Annotated in this window: 18 protein-coding genes and 1 riboswitch; of the genes, 7 read left to right on the top strand and 11 right to left on the bottom strand. The window is 34.1% G+C overall.

Annotated features, from left to right (window positions below):
• Nucleotides 1-11: 11 nt before the first annotated feature.
• Nucleotides 12-1,076: a CPBP family glutamic-type intramembrane protease gene (locus ACWG0P_RS04120; protein ID WP_455800606.1), complete on the top strand. Its 1,065-nt coding sequence runs from the start codon at nt 12-14 to the stop codon at nt 1,074-1,076.
• Here ACWG0P_RS04120 and ACWG0P_RS04125 read toward each other — a convergent pair.
• On the bottom strand, nt 1,067-1,795 hold the full coding sequence (locus tag ACWG0P_RS04125) for a nucleoside/nucleotide kinase family protein (RefSeq protein WP_455800607.1): 729 nt from the start codon (nt 1,793-1,795) through the stop codon (nt 1,067-1,069). The two genes, ACWG0P_RS04120 and ACWG0P_RS04125, sit on opposite strands and share 10 nt — an antisense overlap.
• A 104-nt stretch (nt 1,796-1,899) precedes the next feature.
• Between ACWG0P_RS04125 and ACWG0P_RS04130 the strand changes: the two genes are divergently transcribed.
• Nucleotides 1,900-3,675 carry an ABC transporter ATP-binding protein gene (locus ACWG0P_RS04130; protein WP_455800608.1) on the top strand — a complete coding sequence of 592 codons (1,776 nt, stop codon included), beginning with the start codon at nt 1,900-1,902 and terminating at the stop codon, nt 3,673-3,675.
• A gap of 48 nt (nt 3,676-3,723) precedes the next feature.
• Here the strand turns inward: ACWG0P_RS04130 and ACWG0P_RS04135 are convergent, their stop codons facing one another.
• A complete protein-coding gene (locus tag ACWG0P_RS04135) occupies nt 3,724-4,773 on the bottom strand; it encodes a lactonase family protein (RefSeq protein WP_455800609.1) in 1,050 nt (349 codons plus the stop codon).
• 294 nt (nt 4,774-5,067) lie between these two features.
• Between ACWG0P_RS04135 and ACWG0P_RS04140 the strand changes: the two genes are divergently transcribed.
• Together ACWG0P_RS04140 and ACWG0P_RS04145 are read left to right on the top strand one after the other, a co-directional pair.
• On the top strand, nt 5,068-5,847 hold the full coding sequence (locus tag ACWG0P_RS04140; RefSeq protein ID WP_455800675.1) for an IS91 family transposase: 780 nt from the start codon (nt 5,068-5,070) through the stop codon (nt 5,845-5,847).
• A gap of 215 nt (nt 5,848-6,062) precedes the next feature.
• Nucleotides 6,063-6,269: a hypothetical protein gene (locus tag ACWG0P_RS04145; protein ID WP_455800610.1), complete on the top strand. Its 207-nt coding sequence runs from the start codon at nt 6,063-6,065 to the stop codon at nt 6,267-6,269.
• A gap of 147 nt (nt 6,270-6,416) precedes the next feature.
• Here the strand turns inward: ACWG0P_RS04145 and nrdG are convergent, their stop codons facing one another.
• From nrdG to ACWG0P_RS04160, 3 genes are all read right to left on the bottom strand, one after another.
• Complete coding sequence (gene nrdG, locus ACWG0P_RS04150; RefSeq protein ID WP_455800611.1) at nt 6,417-6,941, bottom strand: anaerobic ribonucleoside-triphosphate reductase activating protein; 525 nt, start codon at nt 6,939-6,941, stop codon at nt 6,417-6,419.
• Nucleotides 6,934-9,279: an anaerobic ribonucleoside triphosphate reductase gene (locus ACWG0P_RS04155; RefSeq protein ID WP_455800612.1), complete on the bottom strand. Its 2,346-nt coding sequence runs from the start codon at nt 9,277-9,279 to the stop codon at nt 6,934-6,936. Before ACWG0P_RS04155 ends, nrdG begins: the two co-directional genes overlap by 8 nt.
• Before the next feature lie 397 nt (nt 9,280-9,676).
• The gene (locus ACWG0P_RS04160; RefSeq protein ID WP_455800613.1) at nt 9,677-10,546 is read right to left on the bottom strand and encodes a GNAT family N-acetyltransferase; all 870 of its coding nucleotides are present in this window, start codon (nt 10,544-10,546) and stop codon (nt 9,677-9,679) included.
• Between the two features lie 258 nt (nt 10,547-10,804).
• Nucleotides 10,805-10,978, top strand: a riboswitch (Lysine riboswitch).
• A gap of 65 nt (nt 10,979-11,043) precedes the next feature.
• Here ACWG0P_RS04160 and ACWG0P_RS04165 point away from each other — a divergent pair.
• Nucleotides 11,044-12,540, top strand: a complete 1,497-nt coding sequence (locus tag ACWG0P_RS04165; RefSeq protein WP_455800614.1) for a Na+/H+ antiporter NhaC family protein — start codon at nt 11,044-11,046, stop codon at nt 12,538-12,540.
• A 20-nt stretch (nt 12,541-12,560) separates the two neighbouring features.
• Here ACWG0P_RS04165 and ychF read toward each other — a convergent pair whose 3' ends face one another.
• Nucleotides 12,561-13,664, bottom strand: a complete 1,104-nt coding sequence (gene ychF, locus ACWG0P_RS04170; RefSeq protein ID WP_455800615.1) for a redox-regulated ATPase YchF — start codon at nt 13,662-13,664, stop codon at nt 12,561-12,563.
• Nucleotides 13,665-13,909: 245 nt separating this feature from the next.
• Between ychF and ACWG0P_RS04175 the strand changes: the two genes are divergently transcribed.
• Nucleotides 13,910-16,378: a transporter substrate-binding domain-containing diguanylate cyclase gene (locus ACWG0P_RS04175; RefSeq protein ID WP_455800616.1), complete on the top strand. Its 2,469-nt coding sequence runs from the start codon at nt 13,910-13,912 to the stop codon at nt 16,376-16,378.
• A gap of 42 nt (nt 16,379-16,420) precedes the next feature.
• Here the strand turns inward: ACWG0P_RS04175 and ACWG0P_RS04180 are convergent, their stop codons facing one another.
• The 4 genes from ACWG0P_RS04180 to ACWG0P_RS04195 form a co-directional block, all read right to left on the bottom strand.
• Nucleotides 16,421-16,627, bottom strand: coding sequence for a DUF951 domain-containing protein (locus ACWG0P_RS04180; RefSeq protein WP_455800617.1), 207 nt, complete (start codon nt 16,625-16,627; stop codon nt 16,421-16,423).
• 25 nt (nt 16,628-16,652) lie between these two features.
• Nucleotides 16,653-17,507 carry a bifunctional methylenetetrahydrofolate dehydrogenase/methenyltetrahydrofolate cyclohydrolase FolD gene (gene folD / locus ACWG0P_RS04185; RefSeq protein ID WP_455800618.1) on the bottom strand — a complete coding sequence of 285 codons (855 nt, stop codon included), beginning with the start codon at nt 17,505-17,507 and terminating at the stop codon, nt 16,653-16,655.
• A gap of 13 nt (nt 17,508-17,520) precedes the next feature.
• Nucleotides 17,521-17,967, bottom strand: coding sequence for a D-aminoacyl-tRNA deacylase (gene dtd, locus ACWG0P_RS04190; RefSeq protein WP_455800619.1), 447 nt, complete (start codon nt 17,965-17,967; stop codon nt 17,521-17,523).
• Nucleotides 17,968-18,100: 133 nt separating this feature from the next.
• A complete protein-coding gene (locus tag ACWG0P_RS04195; protein ID WP_455800620.1) occupies nt 18,101-18,970 on the bottom strand; it encodes a methionyl aminopeptidase in 870 nt (289 codons plus the stop codon).
• Nucleotides 18,971-19,294: 324 nt separating this feature from the next.
• Here ACWG0P_RS04195 and ACWG0P_RS04200 point away from each other — a divergent pair, with 324 nt between their 5' ends.
• On the top strand, nt 19,295-20,755 hold the full coding sequence (locus ACWG0P_RS04200) for a sodium-dependent transporter (protein ID WP_455800621.1): 1,461 nt from the start codon (nt 19,295-19,297) through the stop codon (nt 20,753-20,755).
• An 8-nt stretch (nt 20,756-20,763) separates the two neighbouring features.
• Here ACWG0P_RS04200 and ACWG0P_RS04205 read toward each other — a convergent pair whose 3' ends face one another.
• Nucleotides 20,764-21,825, bottom strand: a complete 1,062-nt coding sequence (locus ACWG0P_RS04205) for a GGDEF domain-containing protein (protein ID WP_455800622.1) — start codon at nt 21,823-21,825, stop codon at nt 20,764-20,766.
• Nucleotides 21,826-21,977: the final 152 nt, after the last annotated feature.

Raw genomic sequence — 21,977 nt, forward strand, 5'->3', positions numbered from 1 at the left:
GGGAAAATTTTATGTATTGTAGATATTGTGGAAAAGAACTTGATGAAAAAGCGGTAATGTGTCCGGGTTGTGGAAAGATGTTGGATGAGTCATTATTACCAAAAAAATCAAAACATGAAACAGAAAGTTATGTATGTAATGCCACAGCGGGTGCACTGCTTGCGCTGATTGGTTCAGAAGTAGGAATTATCTTATGTATGGTTCCATTTATGGTTGCCATGATGGTATCCGATATGTCGACTTCGTATTATGGAATGTATGATTTCGAAAATAGCATGGGTATGATAACCTTTACCAATGTTTCCACTATTGTGGCGACAGTAGGAGCAACCCTGTTTGTAGTTTACTTATTTAAAAAGTCTTTAAAGATTACAATTCCTACCCTAAAGAAAAATCCATTTAGTTTTGGTAAGATTTTGTATTATACGGGTATTGGAATGGGACTATCTAGTATCGCAGGCTTCTTAATATTTTTCTTGAATATGTTCTTAAACATTTTCGGAATTGCCTTAACAACACCAGACTTCTCTTTACAGTATGATTTGTTAAACAACATTTTAATGTTTATTATGGTTTGTATTGTAGCACCAATCTTTGAAGAGTTGTTATATCGTGGTTTGATTTTAACCGCATTAAAACGTTTTGGAAATATGTTTGCGATTATTATTACATCTATACTATTCGCACTAGCGCATGGCAATATCCCACAAACAATTCCAACATTCTTTATATCTCTTGTATTATGTTACGTGGTATTGCGCAGTAATTCATTATTGCCCGCCATCCTCATTCATTTCATAAATAATGCGATTAGTATGGTCGCAACTATGTATATGGATAATAATATCGTGTCAATTGGGTTTACAATTTTTGAAATTGCACTTATCCTATTTGCATGTATTGCATTATTCTTAAAAAGAGAGAAGATCGCTTCCTATATTAAAAAACATAAAGGTGCTTCTCTACTCTCCTATTTCAAACATATCACGCCGATCATTTATCTTGTTATTTATCTTCTTATTATTGCGTTTAGTGTGTCTCTTGTGAACTTAGTAAATAATGTAAATTACATTTGATGATACATTCCAAGAGCATCTAATTCTAATTTTAAATCAGCATCCGACGTATTCTCTAGAACTCGTTGGATGTTTTTTTGATCACTTTTTTGATAAAAAGCAATCGCTTCTTCTCTTGTATTGGAACTTTTTGCCTTGCGATCAATCAATCTTTTTTCAAGTACATGTTCATTTGCTTGGATATAAACAGAGTAATCACAGTACTGTTTTAACTCTTTCCACCCGTCTTCTTCCAACAATAAATAATTTCCTTCAATCAACACAATATCCTTATGGATATGAATCGCATACTCCTTAGGATTATGAATGCTTCGATCATATTCTGGCCAATCTATATCTTTTGTCTTTGTTTCTATAATATAGGTTCTAAGTTTTTCTAAATCAAAGCTTTCAGGACACCCTTTCACTTCTCTTAATAGCTTCCCTTTCATAAAATGGAAATCCAAATATTCATTGGGATAATGAAACCCATCCATACCTACAAACTGCATGTTTTCATACCCCATATCTTTCGCAAGATCACATAGGAAAGTTACCAACGTTGATTTCCCACATGCTGGAGGTGCCGCAAAGAACACCAATATTCTTTGTTGTTTTTGTTGTTGGAGCTCTTCCAGTTGTGTAATCAGTGGTTGAAAAATAGTTTCTACATTTTCTTTTGTATACTTTGCGCTGACTTGATATCCATTAATGATGTAATCTTTTTCTATCCATTCCATTATTCTCACCTTTTTCGTTTTTCTTACGCATGTTACTAGAGCTTTCTCTCATAATAGATTATAATAAGTCAGAACGTTTATGTAAAGAAGAAGGAGGATGTAACATGAATATAATGAAAAAATTTATAAGTTACTATAAACCCTATAAGCTTATATTTTTCCTTGATATGCTTTGTGCACTTGTAATCAGTGTCATAGATTTAGCTTTTCCACAGATTTTAAATTACCTAAATAGGACGTTGTACTTGGACACAAAAGAATCCATTTACAATAGCTTACTATTACTAGCGGGTGGCCTTGGAATCATGTATATCATTCGCTCCATTGCTCGATACTATGTTTCAGCACAGGGGCATGTTATGGGAGCACGTATGGAAAGTGATATGCGACAAGATTTATTTGATCAATTTGAACGCCTTTCCTTTTCTTACTATGATAAGAATAACACAGGAGAAATGATGAGTAAGCTTGTATCTGATTTGTTTGATATATCCGAACTAGCACACCATGGACCTGAAAATGTTTTTATTTCTTTATTAAAAATTATTGGTTCCTTTAGTTTATTATGTATGATCAATATCCCATTGACTATCCTATTGGTCATTATCACCATATTGATGTTAGTATTTTCTTTAGTTCAAAACAAAAAGATGCAATCTACCTTTATGGATAACCGTAAAAAGATTGCGGGTGTGAATGCTCGTTTACAAGATAGCTTAGCTGGTATTCGTGTCGTAAAATCATTTGCAAATGAAGATGTTGAACGTGATAAATTCTTCCATAGCAATCAACAGTTTTTAAAATCTAAAGAAAACAATTACTATCGTATGGGATTATTTTATGCAGGAAATAACTTCTTTCAAGGGATGTTGTTTTTAACCTTATTGGTTGCGGGTGGATATTTCATTGCGAATGGAACATTAAGTGCAATTGAATTAGCGACGTATGCATTATATATAAACATCTTTGTTGCTCCTGTTGAAGTATTGGTAGAATTTACAGAAATGTTTCAAAAGGGTTTCTCTGGTTTTAAACGTTTCCTTGAAGTTGTGGAAACAGAACCTGATATTTATGATCAACCAAATGCAAAAGATATTAAAGATGTAAAGGGAGTGATTGATTATGAGGATGTGTGCTTCTCTTACAATAACGATGAAACCGTATTAAATCATGTAGATATTCATATAGAAGCAGGTAAAGCCATTGCCCTAGTAGGTCCAAGTGGAGGAGGGAAATCCACCCTATGTTCCCTATTGCCTAGATTCTATGATGTAACAAGTGGTAGTATCCGAATTGATGGGCAGGATATTCGTGACTTAACGTTAAAGAGTCTACGAAATGCCATTGGTATTGTTCAACAAGATGTGTATTTATTCACTGGTTCTATAAAAGACAACATTGCGTATGGAAGACCAGGGGCAAATGACGAAGAAATTGTAGATGCTGCGAAAAAAGCAAATATCCATGATTTTGTAATGTCTTTGCCAGATGGATATGACACCTTTGTAGGAGAGCGTGGAACTCGTTTATCAGGAGGGCAAAAACAACGTATATCCATTGCACGTGTCTTCCTAAAAGACCCTAAAATCCTTATCCTAGATGAGGCAACCAGCGCATTGGATAACGAGAGTGAACGCCACATTCAAAAGAGTTTGGAAGAACTCGCAAAGAATCGTACGTCCATTACAATCGCACACCGTTTATCCACAATACGTAACGCGGATGAAATCATTGTCATTAATGAATTTGGTTTAAAAGAACGTGGAACACATAGTGAATTATTAGCGAAGGGTGGCGTATATGCAAATTACTATCGTTTACAGTTTGATGGATTGGATTTTGATGAAGAAACAATGAATTCCTATCATATAAGAGATTAGAAAAAAGCAGCAAACTAGTTCGTAAAACAAACTGGTTTACTGCTTTTTTTACCATGATGCAATACCCTGTGCACCAATGTTTGGTAATCCTGTATTCGCAAATACCTGAACTAACACAAGATCTCCATTTTTTCTAATTTCAAATACACTAATGGTTCCCTCATTTCCATTTAATACATATAAGTTCTTTCCATCACAAGGAGTCGTACTATCTAAAGGAGCCGCTCTACCATTAGGATCGCTCAATACATTTTTTATAAGGTTTACATTGCCCATTTGATCAATTCTGTAAATAGAAATAGTATCTGTCCCTGCATTACTTGTATAAGCATATTGCTCTTTTATATCTACAGATACCCAACAAGTTGCTTTTTGTTGATTAGGAATAGATTTTGCGATCGCATGAAGTTGTAAACAATTGGTGATATGGTAGGTAGATAGAGACGCAGCACCTGCTTCACTCACAACAAAAACTCCATTCCTAAGAAAGAGTGAACCAAATGGACCAGCTCCATTTGAAGCATTCACAACGCCTCGTCCTAAAGTACCATCACAATGAACAGGAAATACCATAAACTGATTGCTTGAGAGCTCTGAAACAATTAAATAGTCTGCTTTTGTACTAAATACCACACAAGAGGGCTTTGCACTAGGAGAGCTTAATGCATAGGTTGCATTATAAAGCTTATGCATTCTTCCATGACAATCAACTTGAAAACCACTTATATTGGATGGATGTTGATCATCACCACGATTAGATACATATAAGATATCTTGATATATAGATAAGGAATTTGGCATAACACCATTTGAAGGCACTACATCTATTAAAATTAGATTACCATTTTCTTCGATTGAAAAGCTACTAATGCTATTACTTCCAGCATTCACAACAAACAATAAACGATCACTATGTGATAGGATAATGGACCCTTGAGAACTTAATGGATCCACTATTTGTTGACCAGTTCCTTTTCCCCCAGTGTCATATCCTCCCACACGTGACAACATTCCATTCATACTACGCGAATATACCATTACTTCGTTATAATTTGAAGAATTTGTCATGGAATACACAAATCCATTTACACAGTACATACACCAAAACCCCTTTCTATATCAATATTCTAGTATATTTCTTTATTCCGATATTGGTACTATCTTTTTGCTATTTTATTTAGAAAAGTGTTTTTTCAAAACACTACAAGGAACAGATTAACATTGAGAGTATATAACATCTTGTATAATATACTTAGGCGATATTATGCTTAAAGATAAAAGTAGTGTCATAGCTTCTGGTCATTGTGATTCATATTTACCCAGAGACAAACATAGTCTTTTAACCAATTTTACAATTGGTAGAAAGGGTCTTAGCCCCGTTATCTCCATAATCTGGGCCATTCTCTTTTTGCTTGCCCTGCTTGTGATAACTTTACCTTTGTTTGGCATACGTGCAGATCTCGTTTCTGTAATAAATGTGGTATAAAATATCAAAAAATAAGATCTGCTTCCATTTTGAATAAAGTTTTTGATGTTTCTCATCGCCACGGTGTCTTTACAGTTCCTGATCCTCTTTGCTCTTTCTTTCTCGAAAATCGCAACTTGCTAAACCTTCTCTTTGACTCTGTTAATGATACGATTTCCTATGCTATACATAAATTGAGCGATAAGAATGATGATCTTATTCCTTGTGCTGTTCCTACTCTTCATACTTTTGGCAGAAGTCTTAATTGGATTCCTCATATTCATTCGCTTATTGCTGAAGGTGAACTTCGCAAAGATGGCCCTTTCAAAGCATTAAAACATACAAATTATGAAACTTTACGTAAATCTTTTCAAAAATATCTTCATAATCGTCTTGATGCTCACTTTGGTTCTTTTGATTTCAAGTGTATCAAGCGTCAAATGTATATAGATTGTCCTGATGGTTTCTATGCTTATTTTCCTCCTTCAAAACACAAATCACTCAAAGATTGTGTAGATTACGTAATACGATATGTTGGCAGATTAGTGAGGGCTTTTTCTTGTATTGATGATTACGATTTTGGTATCAATCACGTATTATGGCATTACACCGATCATGCCACAAAACATCGTGTTGATGTTTTTGAAGATACTCTTTCGCTCATAAAAAACTTGTCATTTACATTCCTGACGAGTATTTTAAAATGATTCGATATATTGATGGGTATGCAAGAAAAAAGATAAAATTTCAAATTTTGTTAAAATGATGGTTTCAAAATCTCATACTTAGATTTTGAAAAAACAGTATCAGTATCGCCGATTTCGTATTGACACCACATGCATTGACCCAATAAAATGTTCTTGTGGTCATGAAATACAATTCCTTGAAGCGCATTTTCCTGGCAATATGGAGGAACAAATTAATGAATGATGGAAGTTATTCGACTGGAGACAATGTGATCCTCTTCAAGTGTATTAAATGTGCACGTATAGAAGATATGGACAAAGACATTGCTTGTGAAGTTTTAGATGTTACTAACTACAAAGGAGAGCGTTGCTATTTTGCATACTGTGCTAAATGCAATTCAAAATTGTATCCAGCTTATATAATAGAAGCCTTAAACAAATAATTACATATACTAAATAATTTTAAGTCCCCCACTTTTGTATGTAGATTTTCTGTGCTTCTGACATTTTGAAATGTTATCTTTATCTAACAACTGTTTGTTTTTCTTGATTATGCAGATTCCTAATAGAAAAAAAGGACAAGTTTTTACTTATCCTAAAATTTGATTTCGTTCATCATAGGTTGATATGACAACTTCATTTCTTTTTAATGATTCCTGTACGTCAATAATTCTTTGATTCTTACTTCCTTTGAATACGAGTCTATAATCCTTTAATTCTTCTATAAATTTACCATCTACTAAAACATCCAAATTAGATAATAACTCTTTTTTCTGTGCGTCCATTACAAGTTCTTCAAATAAGAACCCACTATAAGCCCAAATAGAATAGTTTTTTTCTTTTGTGGCATTTGCTAGTGGCAATAAGTTCTCCGCTTGTAGAAATGGCTCTCCTCCTGAGAAAGTAATTCCTGTTTGTAGGTTCACTTCTTGAATTTGTTCAACAAGCTCATCTACATCATACACTTCTCCCCCAAAGGCATCCCACGTTTGTTGATTATGACAATTCTTACATTGATGAATACATCCTTGTGTCCATACAACGATACGCACACCAGGTCCATCTACAATGCTATCAAATTGTAATGGTGAAGCTAGGCGAATCTGATTAACCATGTTTTACACGGTCTCTCTCTTCACTTGCTTTTCCATTATTGAATCGATCTACAGTTCCAACTAGATAACCTGTAATACGACGAATTTTTTCAAATTTGTATTCACCTTTTGTTTCATCACGTCCACATTTTGGACAAATATGTCCTTCAATGACACCGCTATATCCACAACAAGGGTCACGGTCTACTGGATGGTTAATACTTCCATAACCAATACCCGCTTCTTTCATACAACGAACGATAGATTCAAATGCTTCTAAGTTTTTAGATGGATCTCCATCCACTTCCACATAAGAGATATGTCCACCATTTGTATATTCATGATAAGGAGCTTCCTTCTGAATCTTCTTAAAGGCAGCAATATGATAGTATACAGGTACGTGGAAACTATTTGTATAATAATCACGATCTGTAACTCCTGGAATAATTCCATAAATTTTCTTATCAATACGTGTAAATCTTCCTGATAATCCTTCTGCAGGAGTAGCAATAAGAGATATGTTCAATTTGTACTTCTCTGTCGCGTCATCACAAATCTCGCGCATATGTTGAATGATTTTAAGACCTAATTGTTGCGCACGTTCACTTTCTCCGTGATGTTCTCCAATCAATGCTTTTAAACACTCAGCTAAACCAATAAACCCGATAGTTAAGGTTCCTTGTTTTACTAATTCTTCAAGTGTATCTTCCCATCCAAGTTTTTCAGAACCGATCCAAACTCCTTGACCCATTAAGAATGGGAAGTTCTTCACTTTTCTCTTTCCTTGAATTTCCATGCGTTCTAATAACTGTTGAATAATGATTTGCATTTTTTCATCTAATTCATTGAAGAATGCGCCTTCATTAAATTCACCATTGATAGCAACTCCATGTTTGATTCCAATACGTGGAAGATTCAATGATGTAAAAGAGTTATTCCCTCTTCCTGTCGCAACTTCAGGACCATTTACATTTCCCATTACACGAGTTCTACAACCCATATAGGTTGTTTCTGTTTCTGGCTGTCCTTGTTTATAATATTGCAAATTGAATGGCGCATCCATGAAACTAAAGTTAGGGAATAAACGTTTTGCAGATACACGCATCGCTAATTTAAATAAATCATAGTTTGGATCTTCTGGATTATAGTTAATTCCTTCTTTTACTTTGAAGATAAGAATTGGGAATATTGGAGTTTCTCCATTTCCAAGCCCCGCTTCTTGTGAAAGCATAAGTTTCTCTGAAATCAATCTTCCTTCAGGTGTCATATCTGTACCAAAGTTGATACTTGAGAAAGGAACCTGTGCACCAGCACGTGAATGCATGGTATTTAAATTATGTACGAATGCTTCCATTGCTTGGTATGTTTTACGATCTGTCGCTTTCGTTGCTTCTTTATAACTAAATGCATTTATCATAGAAATCTGATCATCACTTAATTGATATTCTTTCTTCATCATCTCATTTAACGCAATAACGTAGTCCTCATCAATAATCATAGTTGCAGTTTTCCCTGTTTGTTCTTCTACTTCCATGAATTTTGCTTTTACATCAACATCCAGGTCTACAATCAATTCTAAAGCACGATTCATATTATTCAAATACTCTTTACGGAATGTTTTTGCAACACCTGGCGCAAGATAATAATCAAATGCAGGGATACTTTGTCCCCCATGTTGATCATTTTGATTACTTTGAATCGCAATTGCTGCTAAAGCACCATAACTCGTAATATCTTTTGGTTCTCTTAAATGACCATGTCCTGTAGAGAAACCATTTTTAAATAATTTATCTAAATCAATTTGGCAACAAGTCAAAGTTCCCATATTCATAAAGTCCATATCATGAATATGAATATCCCCATTTTCATGCAACTGCGCGTGTTGAGGATTCATTAGTTGTGACATACAGAATTCTTTAGAAACAGCACTTCCATATTGCAACATTGTTCCCATCGCTGTATTTCCATCGATGTTCGCATTCTCACGTTTGATATCTGCTTCATTACTATCCGCAAATGTAATCTCTTCAATAGATTTCATCAAACGAGACTTCATGCTACGAATTCTAGTACGTTCTGCACGATATAAAATATATGCCTCACTTGTTCTAGCGTGACCATTTTCAATCAAAACCTTAACAACGGCATCTTGTACTTCTTCTACCGTTGGAATTGTATTCTGGTACATGTTGTTCAACAAACCTACTGCTTGTTCTGTCAACATTTCTGCTGTTGCATAATCTGCAGCAGTCCCCACCTCTTGTGCTACATGTGATGCTGCCAAAAAAATTGCTCTTGTAATTTTTTCTGGAGAGAAATGGATCTCACGACCATCTCTTTTCTTAATAACTGTAATCATAATGACTTCTCCTCCTCTATCATAAGAAATACGGTAAAACATAAAAAAAACAAAAGCTTTATATACGTATTTCTTTCACATCAGCTTTTTAATAGAAAGGATTGATTTCCGTTCTATGCCCATAGAAGATGGATACTATCCATAAGCTGATCTTCTTCGTACTATTATACAGTAAAAAATCTAATTATGGCATTGTAAATAAAAAAAATTCAGTTACATTTTTTATGAAACAATTTGCCGTTATAAATTCACTATTTATACCCTAAATAGTCACAAAATCTTGAATAAAACACTATCAGAAAAATCATTAAGAATATTTTAAATTCAAAAAAACCTTAAACTACCACTTTTGTGGATTCTTAAGGTTCTCTTTACTTAAAAAGATGCAGCTATATAATCACAGATTATTCCTGAACATGAACACTTTCTCTTCACAATCTTTTTGAAATCCGACATTCACTAGATTATTACGCATTGCAAAATTATGAACATCGATATCTCCAATCAGATTATCTATTTTGGCATGATATGCAATATCCATCGCTTTATTTAATAACACACTACTATAATGATATCCTTGTTTTTCAGGTAGAACTCCAATATAGGTGATACCCGCAACACCTTCCACCAACTCGTTGATTGCGACGAATCCAACAGGAGCACCCTGTACCCATAAGATTTGAAAGAATTTATTACTATCCTTATCTTCTAGGATTTCTTTTAATGTACTTTCAACACCTTCCTCTAATCCTAAATCTTTGTACTCTTTTTGAAGAAGTACATCTAGTGTGGTGGAACTTGCCTTTATCATGAGTTCTAATACATCTTTATATTCCATATCCATCGCGCTTGTAAATGTATAACCAGAGGTATCCTTGCTTATCGGTTTGATTGTGTAACTCTCCCTTTCTATGCATAAATTTGCATAGCACTGACAGGCTTTATATATTTTTTCATAATGTATCTTATCTGTATATAAATCTAAGCGCCACTCCACATTTCTAGGTAGTTGTATGAACACATCGCTTAAGAAACTATCGACTTCCTCTTGAGGTATATCTTCTACTGTGAAATGTGCTAAATAGTGCATTTCTTCGAAGATTATCAATCTACATACTACCTTTTCATCTTGAACTTTAACAAAGCATTTTTCCAATGGAAATCCTTCTTTTATTTCTTGTCTTAAGGACTCATTTTGTGCATCACTACTTGATGGCATAGAAACCATCGATTCTACAAATTCTTTACTACATGTTGTTGTTTTCATTGTTTAATATCCTTTCCATGTATGTTTGTTGCATAGGGAAAGAAAAAGCATCCCAAAGAAGGGATGCTAAACACACTGTTAGATTATATTAAACAGGCGTTTTGTATCTTTCCTTTGTTTCATTATTAGGTTTTTCATACAAACCACCTGCCTTTCATTGTTTTTATATTAACATGCACAGCATAAATTGTAAACTGGATATTGATTTACAAGTACTTCCATTGACATTTCGTTGGAATGATGGTAGTCTAAACAACGTTAATTGATAGAGGCGCAAATCACAAGAGTACATCTTCACATCTGCTTGGTGGCAGTGAATATGGAAAGGGTTATTTGCCGAAGAAACATATGAACACCAATTCAATGTTTCTGGTATTTTGCACAACATGCACAATACTGTCACTTTACATAAAGTGGAGAGCTATCTAAAGTATAGAAATTATATGCTTTGATGGAGTCTGTCCAACAAGGCATTTTTTTATGGAGGAGATGATTTTATGGAGTTTACCGCAACATTTTTCTCGCTATTACCACCAATTATAGCGATTGCTTTAGCACTGATTACAAAAGAGGTGTACTTGTCCTTATTTATAGGGATTGTATCAGGGGCGTTACTTGTGAGTGGGTTTCAAGTACTAGACGCAACAAATGTTATCTTTGATACAATGGGTGAAAATTTAGGAGATACTTGGAATATAGGGATTCTTATTTTCCTTGTATTTCTAGGTATGATTGTTTCCTTGATGAATCGTGCAGGTGGTAGTAAAGCATATGGCGCTTGGGCAAATAAAAAGATACATACAAAACATGGCGCATTATATGCAACGTTTGCCCTTGGTTCTTTTATATTTGTAGATGATTACTTCAATTGTTTAACCGTTGGGAATATTATGCGTGAAGTGAGTGATTCCTTTAAGATATCGCGTGCTAAGCTTGCTTATATTATTGATTCTACGGCAGCGCCGATTTGTATCATTGCGCCGATTTCTAGTTGGGCTGCGGCTGTTAGTGGATATACGAGCGGTGATGGGTTTACATTATTCCTTAGCACCATTCCTTATAATTTATATGCATTATTAACCATCGTAATGGTGATTCATGTTATACGTAATGATTTTGATTTTGGTAAAATGGAAGAGAATGAGAATTGTGCTGCATTAGGTGATGTTCACTTTGGCCTACATGATTATCAAAATAATGAAGAAATACCTACATCGGACAAAGGAAAAGTACTAGATTTGGTTCTACCTGTTCTATTCTTAATCATTGCTTGTGTTACAGCTATGATTTATACTGGAGGATTTTTCGAGGGTGTTGATTTTATTACTGCCTTTACAAATTGTGATGCATCTAGTGCTCTTGTATTAGGATCGTTCTTTACTTTGATTTTCACCTTCTTGTTGTACATTCCTCGTCGTATTATTCGTTATCAAGATTTCGCAGATTGTATACCGCAAGGATTTAAAATGATGGTTCCTGCCATTATCATATTAATACTAGCTTGGACATTAGGTGACCTTGTTTCTACCAAACTTGAAGCAGGTATATTTGTATCTGAACTTTTGAAACATGCGAGTATATCTTCCGCAATCTTACCCGCAATCTTATTTATTGCCGCAGCTGCTTTGGCTTTCTCTACTGGTACTTCTTGGGGTACCTTTGGTATTTTGATTCCTATTGTGACTGCTATCTTTGCAGAAGGAGAACCTTTATTAGTAATTTGTATATCTTCTATTCTTGCGGGTGCTGTTTGTGGAGATCATATTTCACCTATTTCAGATACGACCATTATGGCATCTGCTGGTGCACAATGTAATCATATTAATCATGTTACCACACAGACACCATACGCTTTAATTGTTGCCGTTTCTTGTGTGGTTGGATATCTTGTTGCCGGATTTACTAAGAACGTTTATATCACCTTTATTGTAGCTTTACTTACAATGGTAATTGTGAATAAAATTGTATGGAAGCTAAAGAAAAGGAAACGATGAATAATCGTCTCCTTTTTCATTTACACGTTAAATCTAAAATGCAATACATCTCCATCTTGAACAACGTACTCTTTACCTTCTAAACGAAGCTTTCCAGCTTCTTTTACAGCAAGTTCTGTTTCTAATGTATCAATATCATCAAACTTGTAACATTCTGCACGAATGAATCCTTTTTCAAAATCCGTATGGATAACACCTGCACATTGAGGAGCCATCATTCCTTTTTTGAATGTCCATGCACGACATTCATCTTCACCTGCTGTAAGGAATGTACATAAATCAAGAATATTATAAGCTGCTTTCACAACCTTATCTAAGCCACTTTCCGCAATCCCTAAATCATTTAAGAATTCGGTTTTTTCTTCTGCATCTAAAGAAGATAATTCTTCTTCAATCTTTGCGCAGATTGCGACAACTTGGTTGTTTTCTGCTTTCGCAAATTCTTTCACCTTTACATAATATGGATTTTCATCAGGATTAGAAATTTCTTCTTCTGACATATTCGCAATATAAATCATTGGTTTCAATGTTAACAAACTAAAAGCTTTGATAATAAATAGTTCATCTTCATTCAGTTCTACACTACGAGCTGGACTAGCTGCCACTAAAGCCTCTTGCAATTTCTTTAAAACTGCAACCTCTTTTATAGCATCTTTATCTTTATTTGTCATAGCTTTACGTTCAATTTTACCTAAACGATTTTCTACTGTTTGTAAGTCCGCTAGAATTAGTTCTAAATTGATAATCTCAATATCACGAATAGGATCTACATCCCCTTCTACGTGTGTAATATTAGCATCATCAAAGCAACGTACAACATGACAGATTGCATCTGTTAAACGAATGTTACTTAAGAATTGATTTCCCAACCCTTCACCTTTACTAGCACCTTTTACAAGACCCGCAATATCGGTAAATTCAAATGTTGTATAAATCGTCTTTTTTGGATGAAACAATTCTACCAAGCGATCAATTCTATGATCAGGTACTTCTACTACTCCTACGTTTGGTTGTATAGTAGCAAATGGATAGTTCGCTGCCTCCACTTGTGATTTTGTTATGGCGTTAAATAATGTGGATTTACCAACGTTTGGCAATCCAACAATTCCTGCTGTTAATGGCATAATATCATTCCTCTCAATTCAATGGTTACATTTTATCATGTTTTATGCTTTATGCAAAGAACTTAAGCATTATCCCCTACTTCATTATATATCTCGAAAAATGCGAGTTGTTTTTTTTCTCTATAGAATCCATCCATTTTTATGAAGTTACTTACATTTTCATATTCTTAGTTTTTAATTTTCTTATGTTACTATTCTGTGATAAAATAAGTATAACAAATAGTTATGTTTAGAGAGGGGAATTTATGAATAATAAAAAAAGGTACACATCCTTTTTAAAAATGATAATAATCATGCTTGTTTTTAGTTTGAATGTATTTTCTATTCAAGCGAATGATAAAGAAGTAATCCGTGTAGGATTTCCTTCATTAAAGGGATTATCCATGAAGGACTCAAATGGAAATTACTATGGCTATGATTATGATTATCTTATGCAAATCGCTCAATATACTGGGTGGAAATATGAATTTGTTGAAGTAGAAGGAGATGCCAACCAAAGAATTACAACACTCATGGAAATGTTAAAAAAAGGTGAGATTGATTTATTAGGAGACACAAAGTATATTGAATCTTTATCAAACGATTATGATTATACAAGTGAGCCTTATGGAAGTGCCTATAATGTAATTGCAGTGAAAGATGATAGCAACCTATTGGATTTAAACGGAATACTGAATAAGAAAAATCTGAAAATCGGAATTATGAAAAATTCCTCAAAACGTGAATCCTATCTAAACCAATACGCCGATTCTAATGGTTTTAGCTATGAAAAAGTTCTCTGTGAAAATGAAGAAGATTTGGTAACAAAACTTGATAAGAATGAAATAGATGCCTTTTTATATGTAGATTTAAGTTTACCTGATAATTGTCATTCAATCGCTAGGTTTTCACCTGATCCCTTTTATTTCATTACAACAAAGGGTAATTCTGCATTAATGAACGATTTGAACAAAGCATTAACAACCATCGATCAAGTCAATCCTGCCTTCCCCTCTTCCTTATATAATCGTTACTTCGTAGATACATCAACAACCCTCGTCTTAAATAGCGAAGAACAATCCTTTATCAAAAATCATAAGGAAATTGCTGTACTCGTCCGTGATGGAGGCGCTCCAATTCAGTATTACGATGGGAAAACAAAAGGTATCGCAAAAGATATCCTTGATACATTAAGCGAAACTTATGATGTTTCATTTCGTTATGTATATGCCAAGGATTATGATGAATACCAAAAACTAGCACTTAGTGGTGATATTGATATCATATTAAGTCTTCCTTATAATCTTGAAACTGCAGATGAAATTAACATTATGCTGAGTGACCCATATCTCTCTAGTAATTTGCTTCTTGTTAATCACACGGATGTTGATCCAACAAAGCTGGATTCGCTGAAACAAGCTTCTGTAAAATACTCAACGGAGTTATTTGAAAGCAATAGTCTAGCTATGTCTTATGAGAGCACTGAAGAACTTATGGAGGCTCTTAATCGCCATGAGGTTGACTATGCGTACATTAATAGTTATATGTTTACGTATTATATGAACAAACACGGATACAAACATATTTCTTCTCTTAATGCCCCAGAACATTTAAAGAGCCAATACGTATTTGGAGTCTCCAAATCAGAGAATTTAACACTGTTAACTATTTTAAACAAAACAATACGTGCACAAAGTGCAAACATCGATAGCTATATATACAAGAACGCTTATATGAATACAACGTTTGATTTATCGGAATTCATTTTAGATCATATCGTTGCTATTAGCTTTATCTTTATTTCATTAGTAGGCATGATTCTTTATATCATACGCTCTTACTACAAGAAACAATTGAAGATGAAAAAGGCAGTAGAAATAGAATACAAACGTTATCAATTATTATCAGATATATCAAAAGAAATGACATTCTCTTATGATTATATCCATGATTATTTGAAGGTTTCAAATACAGGGATTGGTAAAATATCAGACAACGAATTCATTTATCATTTCGCAAGAGACACCAAGCATGGTCTTATTCAATCAGATATATTATCCATAATTCATACGTATATTATGAAAAAAGAAGATATTATCTGTGAAGTAGAAACGTGTTTACAACAGGGTCATAAAAATTGGTACCAACTATCCTTGAAAGTAATTCGTGATAAAGAAAAAGATAAAGAGTCTACGATATATGCAGTTGGTAAAATTGTTGATATACAAAAAGAAAAACAAGAGAAAGAAGCTCTACGCATCAAGAGTGAAACGGATATCCTTACAGGCATATTGAATCGTGGTGCAGTACAGAAGAAAATCTCTAGTGTGCTCTTACAACAGCGAAGCATCGGTGCACTTATTATGGTTGATCTTGATAATTTCAAACGAGTAAATGATGAATATGGGCATTTGGATGGCGATGAAGTATTAATTGAAACCGCTACCTTATTAAGTACTCTTTATAAAGATCATATCGTTGCTAGGTTGGGTGGAGATGAATTTATCATTTATATCGAAGATACGAGTGGAGTTGACCTTGAAATTCTATTCAAAGAAACATTGGACAAGTTTGAAAATCTAACATCTATGAAAAATAAAAGTTTCAATATTTCCATCAGCATTGGATGTGTGTATACTACATATAGTAGAGATTACTTAGAACTCCTTAAACACGCGGATGAGAATCTATACGAAGTAAAACGTAATGGAAGAAACAACTATGTTATCACTTAGACTTTATCTATAAAAAAGATCGTACATATCTTACGATCTTTTTTAGTCTTCACGTTCAGCTTTTTCAATCACTTTCTTAAGTTTCTTCTCGAATTCAACTCTAGGAAATAACACACTTGTACCACACCCCATACATTTGATACGAATATCTGCCCCCATACGAATCACTTTCCAATATTTTGATTTATGGCAAGGATGTTCTTTTTTCATTTCCACGATATCATTTAAATCATACTCTTTATTTACCATAAGACCTCCAGAAAATCTAAGATTTTCATTTCTCCCTTTTACAATAAGATTCCAATGTATTTTCCATTAACATCGCAATGGTCATTGGACCAACACCCTTTGGTACAGGCGTAATATAAGATGCTTTTTCTTTCACATCTTCAAAATCAACATCTCCGCACATTTTATTATTTTCATCTCTATTGATACCAACATCAATCACTACAGCACCATTTTTGATCCAATTCTTAGTGATCATCTTGGCTTTTCCAATTGCCGCAACTACGATATCTGCTTTTGAAGTCACACTTTCAATATCTTTGGTTCTTGAATGACAGATTGTAACCGTTGCATTTTTATTCATTAGAAGCTGTGCAACGGGTTTTCCTACAATGTTACTTCTTCCAATAACTACTGCAGTTTTCCCACTTAAATCATCAAAACCTATGGTTTCTAGAATACGAATAATTCCTTTCGGTGTACAAGAGATAAAGGTATCTTCTTGTAACATAAGTTTCCCTACATTATATGGATGGAAGCCATCTACATCTTTATCAGGACGAATCGCCAACAATACTTCTTCTTCGCGTATTTGACTTGGAAGAGGCAATTGTACCAAAATGCCATCGACTTTTGAATCGCTATTCAAGGATTCAATTAATTCCAATAACGCTTCTTCACTTGTATCTTGTGGAAGTCGTAGAAGTTCATTTTCCATACCTATTTCATGACATGCTTTTTCTTTTCCAGTTACATAAGAAATACTTGCTTGATTGTCTCCTACAAGAATTACTACTAATTTGGGAACTCGTTTCCCTTCTTCTTTTAATCGATCAATTTCTAACTTTAGTTTTGATTTTACATCTTTTGCAATTTCACTACCATATACTATTTCTGCCATATGTATGCCTCCTTTACCATTGTGAGCTATCTATAATGATGGTGACTGGACCATCATTGCATAAGTCTACTTTCATATCTGCACCAAACACACCTGTTTCCACATGTATTCCTTCTTGCATTAATACTGTATTAAAATATTCATATAAAGGCTTTGATATCTCTGGTTTTGCAGCCTTATCAAAACTTGGCCTTCTGCCCTTCTTACAATCCGCAAAAAGCGTAAACTGCGAAATCGATAGAATTGCTCCACCTATGTCATCTAACCCTTTATTCATCTTTCCCTCTTCGTCTTCAAATACACGAAGTTGCGCACATTTCTTTGCGACCTTGGAAACAATTTCTTCATTATCTTCATGTGTAATTCCTACAAGAGCTAAAAATCCTTGTTGTATTTGTCCATGTATTTTACCATCTATTGTTACAGAGGCATGTGTAACTCTTTGAAGTACAACGCGCATTCTATCACCCTTTCATGTTCTTACATATTTTAACAGACTTCCTCTATATTTAAAAGAAAGAACGTAAAAGATTATAATAAAAACATTCATCATATAACCAAGGTTATCGACAAATGCTTTAAAGTATTCTTTCTTAATACGTTAAGATTTCAATCCCGTGTTCCGTTACTAGAATAGTATGTTCCCACTGTGCACTCAATTTACCATCTTCTGTATAAGATGTCCATCCATTATCCGCATCTATAAACAAGTGATAATCTCCTTCATTGATCATAGGCTCTACCGTAAACACCATACCTGGTACTAATACCATACCAGTTCCCACTCTTCCAACATGAGATACAACAGGATCTTCATGGAATTCTTTTCCAACACCATGACCTGCAAAATCTACTACAACACTATATCCATTCTTTTTGGCATGTTCCATAATCGCAGCCCCAATATCACCAACATGTCCCCAAGGCTTAACCGCCTTAATACCGATTTCTAAACATTCTTTGGTAACTTCCACAAGACGTTTTGCCTCATCTGAAACATTTCCAATCATAAACATACGACTAGCGTCTGAATAATATCCATGATAAATGGTAGACACATCCACATTGACAATATCTCCATCCATTAAAATAATATCTTTATCCGGAATACCATGGCACACTTCATCATTGATAGAAGTACACACACTCTTTGGAAAGCCTTGATAATTTAAAGGTGCAGGAATTGCTTTATGCTTTGTTGTATAATCGTACACCAACTGATTAATTTCATCCGTACTCATACCTACATGAATATGTTCTGTAACATAATCTAGTACACCCGTATTAATCTTTCCACTTTTACGAATGCCTTCGATTTCTTCTTTATTTTTAATCAATGAACGTTGAGGAATTGTCTTTCCTTCTTTCGCAAGTTTCGCGAGTTTTTCGTCAAACTTTTCATGACATTGTTTATATTTCTTTCCACTTCCACACCAACAGCGGGAATTTCTTCCTATTTCCATAATTTACACCTCTTTTTTCTTTCTATAGTATAGCACTATCTAAAGATTTATGCATGTAGATATCACAACAAATCTTCACGCAATTTAAAAGACCTCTATGAGGGAGTATAGAGGTCTACAGGAATGAAGGAGGGTAATGATATATTATTTTAAATGAGGAAGAGACATTACCCTTATGATAGACAGACACCTTTCCTTGTCTGTAGCTATATCATACTCTTTGAATGTGTAATCTATGTGAATACGAATTGAAGATTATGTAAAATTATTCTTTGACTTTATGAACATTGCCCTTTACAATAAACCAAGAAAGGATGCATGCTTATGAAATCTAGGGAAAAATTATCATCACGTTTAGGATTTATATTAATATCTGCAGGATGTGCAGTTGGACTTGGCAATGTTTGGAGATTCCCTTATATTACTGGTCAATATGGAGGAGCTGCATTTGTATTACTTTATCTTGTCTTTTTAGTGCTATTAGGATTACCAATTATGGCAATGGAATTTTCTGTTGGACGCGCTTCGCAAAAATCTGCCGCTAAGAGTTTTGATGTGTTAGAACCAAAAGGCACAAAGTGGCATAGAATTAAATATATTGCTATTGGTGGGAATTATTTATTAATGATGTTTTATACGACCGTAGGTGGTTGGATGTTGAATTATTGTTTTAAAATGATGAGTGGACAATTCCATAATATTAACAAATCTACTATAGACAATACATTTAAAGCAATGACTTCAAATCCAGGAGAAACTATCTTTTGGATGATGGGTGTAATTGTGATTGGTTTTATTGTCTGTAGTCGTGGTCTGCAAAATGGAGTAGAAAAGATTTCTAAATATATGATGTCTTGTCTATTTGCGGTTATGGTTGTCTTAGTCATACGCGCCATTTCACTTCCTAACGCAATGGAAGGTTTGAAGTTTTATCTCATTCCAGACTTTCAGAAAATGATTGCGAATGGATTAGGGGATGCAATCTTTGCGGCTATGGGTCAAGCATTCTTTACTCTGAGCCTCGGTATCGGTGCACTTGCGTTATTTGGAAGTTATATTGGAAAAGATCGTAGCTTATTTGGAGAAAGTATCAACGTATGTATATTAGATACTTTTGTCGCAATTATTGCGGGATTTATCATATTCCCTTCTTGTTTTGCTTTTGGAGTAGCACCAGATAGCGGACCTGGATTAGTATTTGTCACATTACCAAATGTTTTTAATTCTATGCCCCTAGGAAGTTTGTGGGGTGCTCTATTTTTCCTCTTCATGTCCTTTGCAGCGTTAACAACCATCATTGCAGTATTTGAAAATATTGTGGCATTCGCTATGGACTTAGGTTGGACAAGAAAAAAAGCCGTGATTGTAAACTTTGTTTTGATTGTTGTTTTGTCTTTACCTTGTGCACTAGGCTTTAACGTATTATCCTTTATAGAACCGCTAGGATCTGGAACCAACATCCAAGATTTAGAAGATTTTATAGTAACGAATAATTTATTGCCTTTAGGATCTTTGTTGTACTTGATGTTTTGTACATCTCGTTATGGATGGGGATGGAAAAACTTTATATCAGAAGCAAATATGGGAAAAGGTATAAAATTTCCAATCATAGTTTTCTTCTATGTCGCTTACATCCTTCCATTCATTGGATTGTTCATTTTCTTTCAAGGATATGTAGATAAGTTTTCATTCCCTATCAATTATATACTACCAACTATACTTGTATTGATTGTAGCCTATATTCCGTTTCAAGCATGGCGATCCCAAAGGTACTCAAAAAAATAACCGCAAGGTTATTTTTTAAATATCTGTACTTGACTCTTCCCGTTATGCTTTGCATTATATAAAGCTGTATCTGCATAATAAATCATATCATCATTACTTTGCATACCCTCTACTATATAAAGTCCCATACTGATCGTTACAACTTTTCCCTTAGAATGACCGTGTTCTATCTGCAAGTTTTCAATACTTTTCACGCATTTCTCAGCTAATCCTATGATTTCTGACTCCTCTAAGTTATAAGCCACTCCTATAAATTCTTCTCCTCCGTAACGGAAAAATTCGATATTCTTATGAAGAGATGCTATGCATACACTTACCTTTTTCAAACACTTGTCTCCTGCTTGATGTCCAAACGAATCGTTATATAATTTGAATTCATCGATGTCAATCATCATTATCGCTACAATTGAAGGATTTTTTTCTTCTAACACATCAAATAATCTTCTGCGATTACTTAAACCTGTCAAAGCATCGATATTTTCTTGTATTACCGCAATCCTTTTAAAATTAAAATTTTCAATTTGAGCATACCTTAGATGTGCTCCTAATATTGTCCCCATAATGCTCGCCATGATTACATTTACACATTCATCTAGCATATGTTCTTTATCTTTAAAGCAGATCATAACCACTATATATAAAAGCAAGAAAGCAAGTTCTAATGCATGTATGTTTCTATTACGATCCAAAATCACAATAGGTATTTGAAATAAAATCATGAATGCCCACACACTCAAGCTATCATCGATTAGAAAAGCACTTGCGTAAGTGGCAATTCCCATCAGCATCACATAAGATCCATATATTAACAATAGAGATGAAACTTTCGCATATCGATTAACGAATATAATCACTATCAACAACACAATTATAAATCCATATGGTATTTTCATTACTCCATAATCATCCGCTATAAAAGTCATCACAAACAAAAGTAAAAAACTAAGCAAGCCTAAAATCAATAGCCATCCTAGCATACGTTTATTTGCCTTTCTAATATCTTCTTTGTTATTCTTCATCATTTCTATTAAGTTTTTTTGATTCCCGAAAAACGTTTTAAAAAAATTCATATATTCCCTCTTCATTCATTTTAATTTTATCACGTATGTATCTCACTGTACAATTAAATTTTTTGATTAAAAAGACCTTTGCGAGGGACAAAGGTCTAAGTATGAAGGCAGATAATGGAAAGTAAAATTGTAAACATGATAATCGTCATAAA

It is taken from the genome of Amedibacillus sp. YH-ame6 (assembly GCF_053848845.1).

What these genes read in the sequence shown, in the direction of transcription:
- ychF (WP_455800615.1), bottom strand. Translation starts at nt 13,664, where the DNA reads ATGCCATTAACAGCAGGAATTGTTGGATTGCCAAACGTTGGTAAATCC.
- ACWG0P_RS04125 (WP_455800607.1), bottom strand. Translation starts at nt 1,795, where the DNA reads ATGGAATGGATAGAAAAAGATTACATCATTAATGGATATCAAGTCAGC.
- ACWG0P_RS04155 (WP_455800612.1), bottom strand. Translation starts at nt 9,279, where the DNA reads ATGATTACAGTTATTAAGAAAAGAGATGGTCGTGAGATCCATTTCTCT.
- folD (WP_455800618.1), bottom strand. Translation starts at nt 17,507, where the DNA reads ATGGCAGAAATAGTATATGGTAGTGAAATTGCAAAAGATGTAAAATCA.
- ACWG0P_RS04200 (WP_455800621.1), top strand. Translation starts at nt 19,295, where the DNA reads ATGAAATCTAGGGAAAAATTATCATCACGTTTAGGATTTATATTAATA.
- ACWG0P_RS04160 (WP_455800613.1), bottom strand. Translation starts at nt 10,546, where the DNA reads ATGAAAACAACAACATGTAGTAAAGAATTTGTAGAATCGATGGTTTCT.
- ACWG0P_RS04165 (WP_455800614.1), top strand. Translation starts at nt 11,044, where the DNA reads ATGGAGTTTACCGCAACATTTTTCTCGCTATTACCACCAATTATAGCG.
- ACWG0P_RS04180 (WP_455800617.1), bottom strand. Translation starts at nt 16,627, where the DNA reads ATGGTAAATAAAGAGTATGATTTAAATGATATCGTGGAAATGAAAAAA.
- ACWG0P_RS04145 (WP_455800610.1), top strand. Translation starts at nt 6,063, where the DNA reads ATGAATGATGGAAGTTATTCGACTGGAGACAATGTGATCCTCTTCAAG.
- nrdG (WP_455800611.1), bottom strand. Translation starts at nt 6,941, where the DNA reads ATGGTTAATCAGATTCGCCTAGCTTCACCATTACAATTTGATAGCATT.
- ACWG0P_RS04175 (WP_455800616.1), top strand. Translation starts at nt 13,910, where the DNA reads ATGAATAATAAAAAAAGGTACACATCCTTTTTAAAAATGATAATAATC.
- ACWG0P_RS04130 (WP_455800608.1), top strand. Translation starts at nt 1,900, where the DNA reads ATGAATATAATGAAAAAATTTATAAGTTACTATAAACCCTATAAGCTT.
- ACWG0P_RS04205 (WP_455800622.1), bottom strand. Translation starts at nt 21,825, where the DNA reads ATGAATTTTTTTAAAACGTTTTTCGGGAATCAAAAAAACTTAATAGAA.
- dtd (WP_455800619.1), bottom strand. Translation starts at nt 17,967, where the DNA reads ATGCGCGTTGTACTTCAAAGAGTTACACATGCCTCTGTAACAATAGAT.
- ACWG0P_RS04120 (WP_455800606.1), top strand. Translation starts at nt 12, where the DNA reads ATGTATTGTAGATATTGTGGAAAAGAACTTGATGAAAAAGCGGTAATG.
- ACWG0P_RS04135 (WP_455800609.1), bottom strand. Translation starts at nt 4,773, where the DNA reads ATGTACTGTGTAAATGGATTTGTGTATTCCATGACAAATTCTTCAAAT.
- ACWG0P_RS04195 (WP_455800620.1), bottom strand. Translation starts at nt 18,970, where the DNA reads ATGGAAATAGGAAGAAATTCCCGCTGTTGGTGTGGAAGTGGAAAGAAA.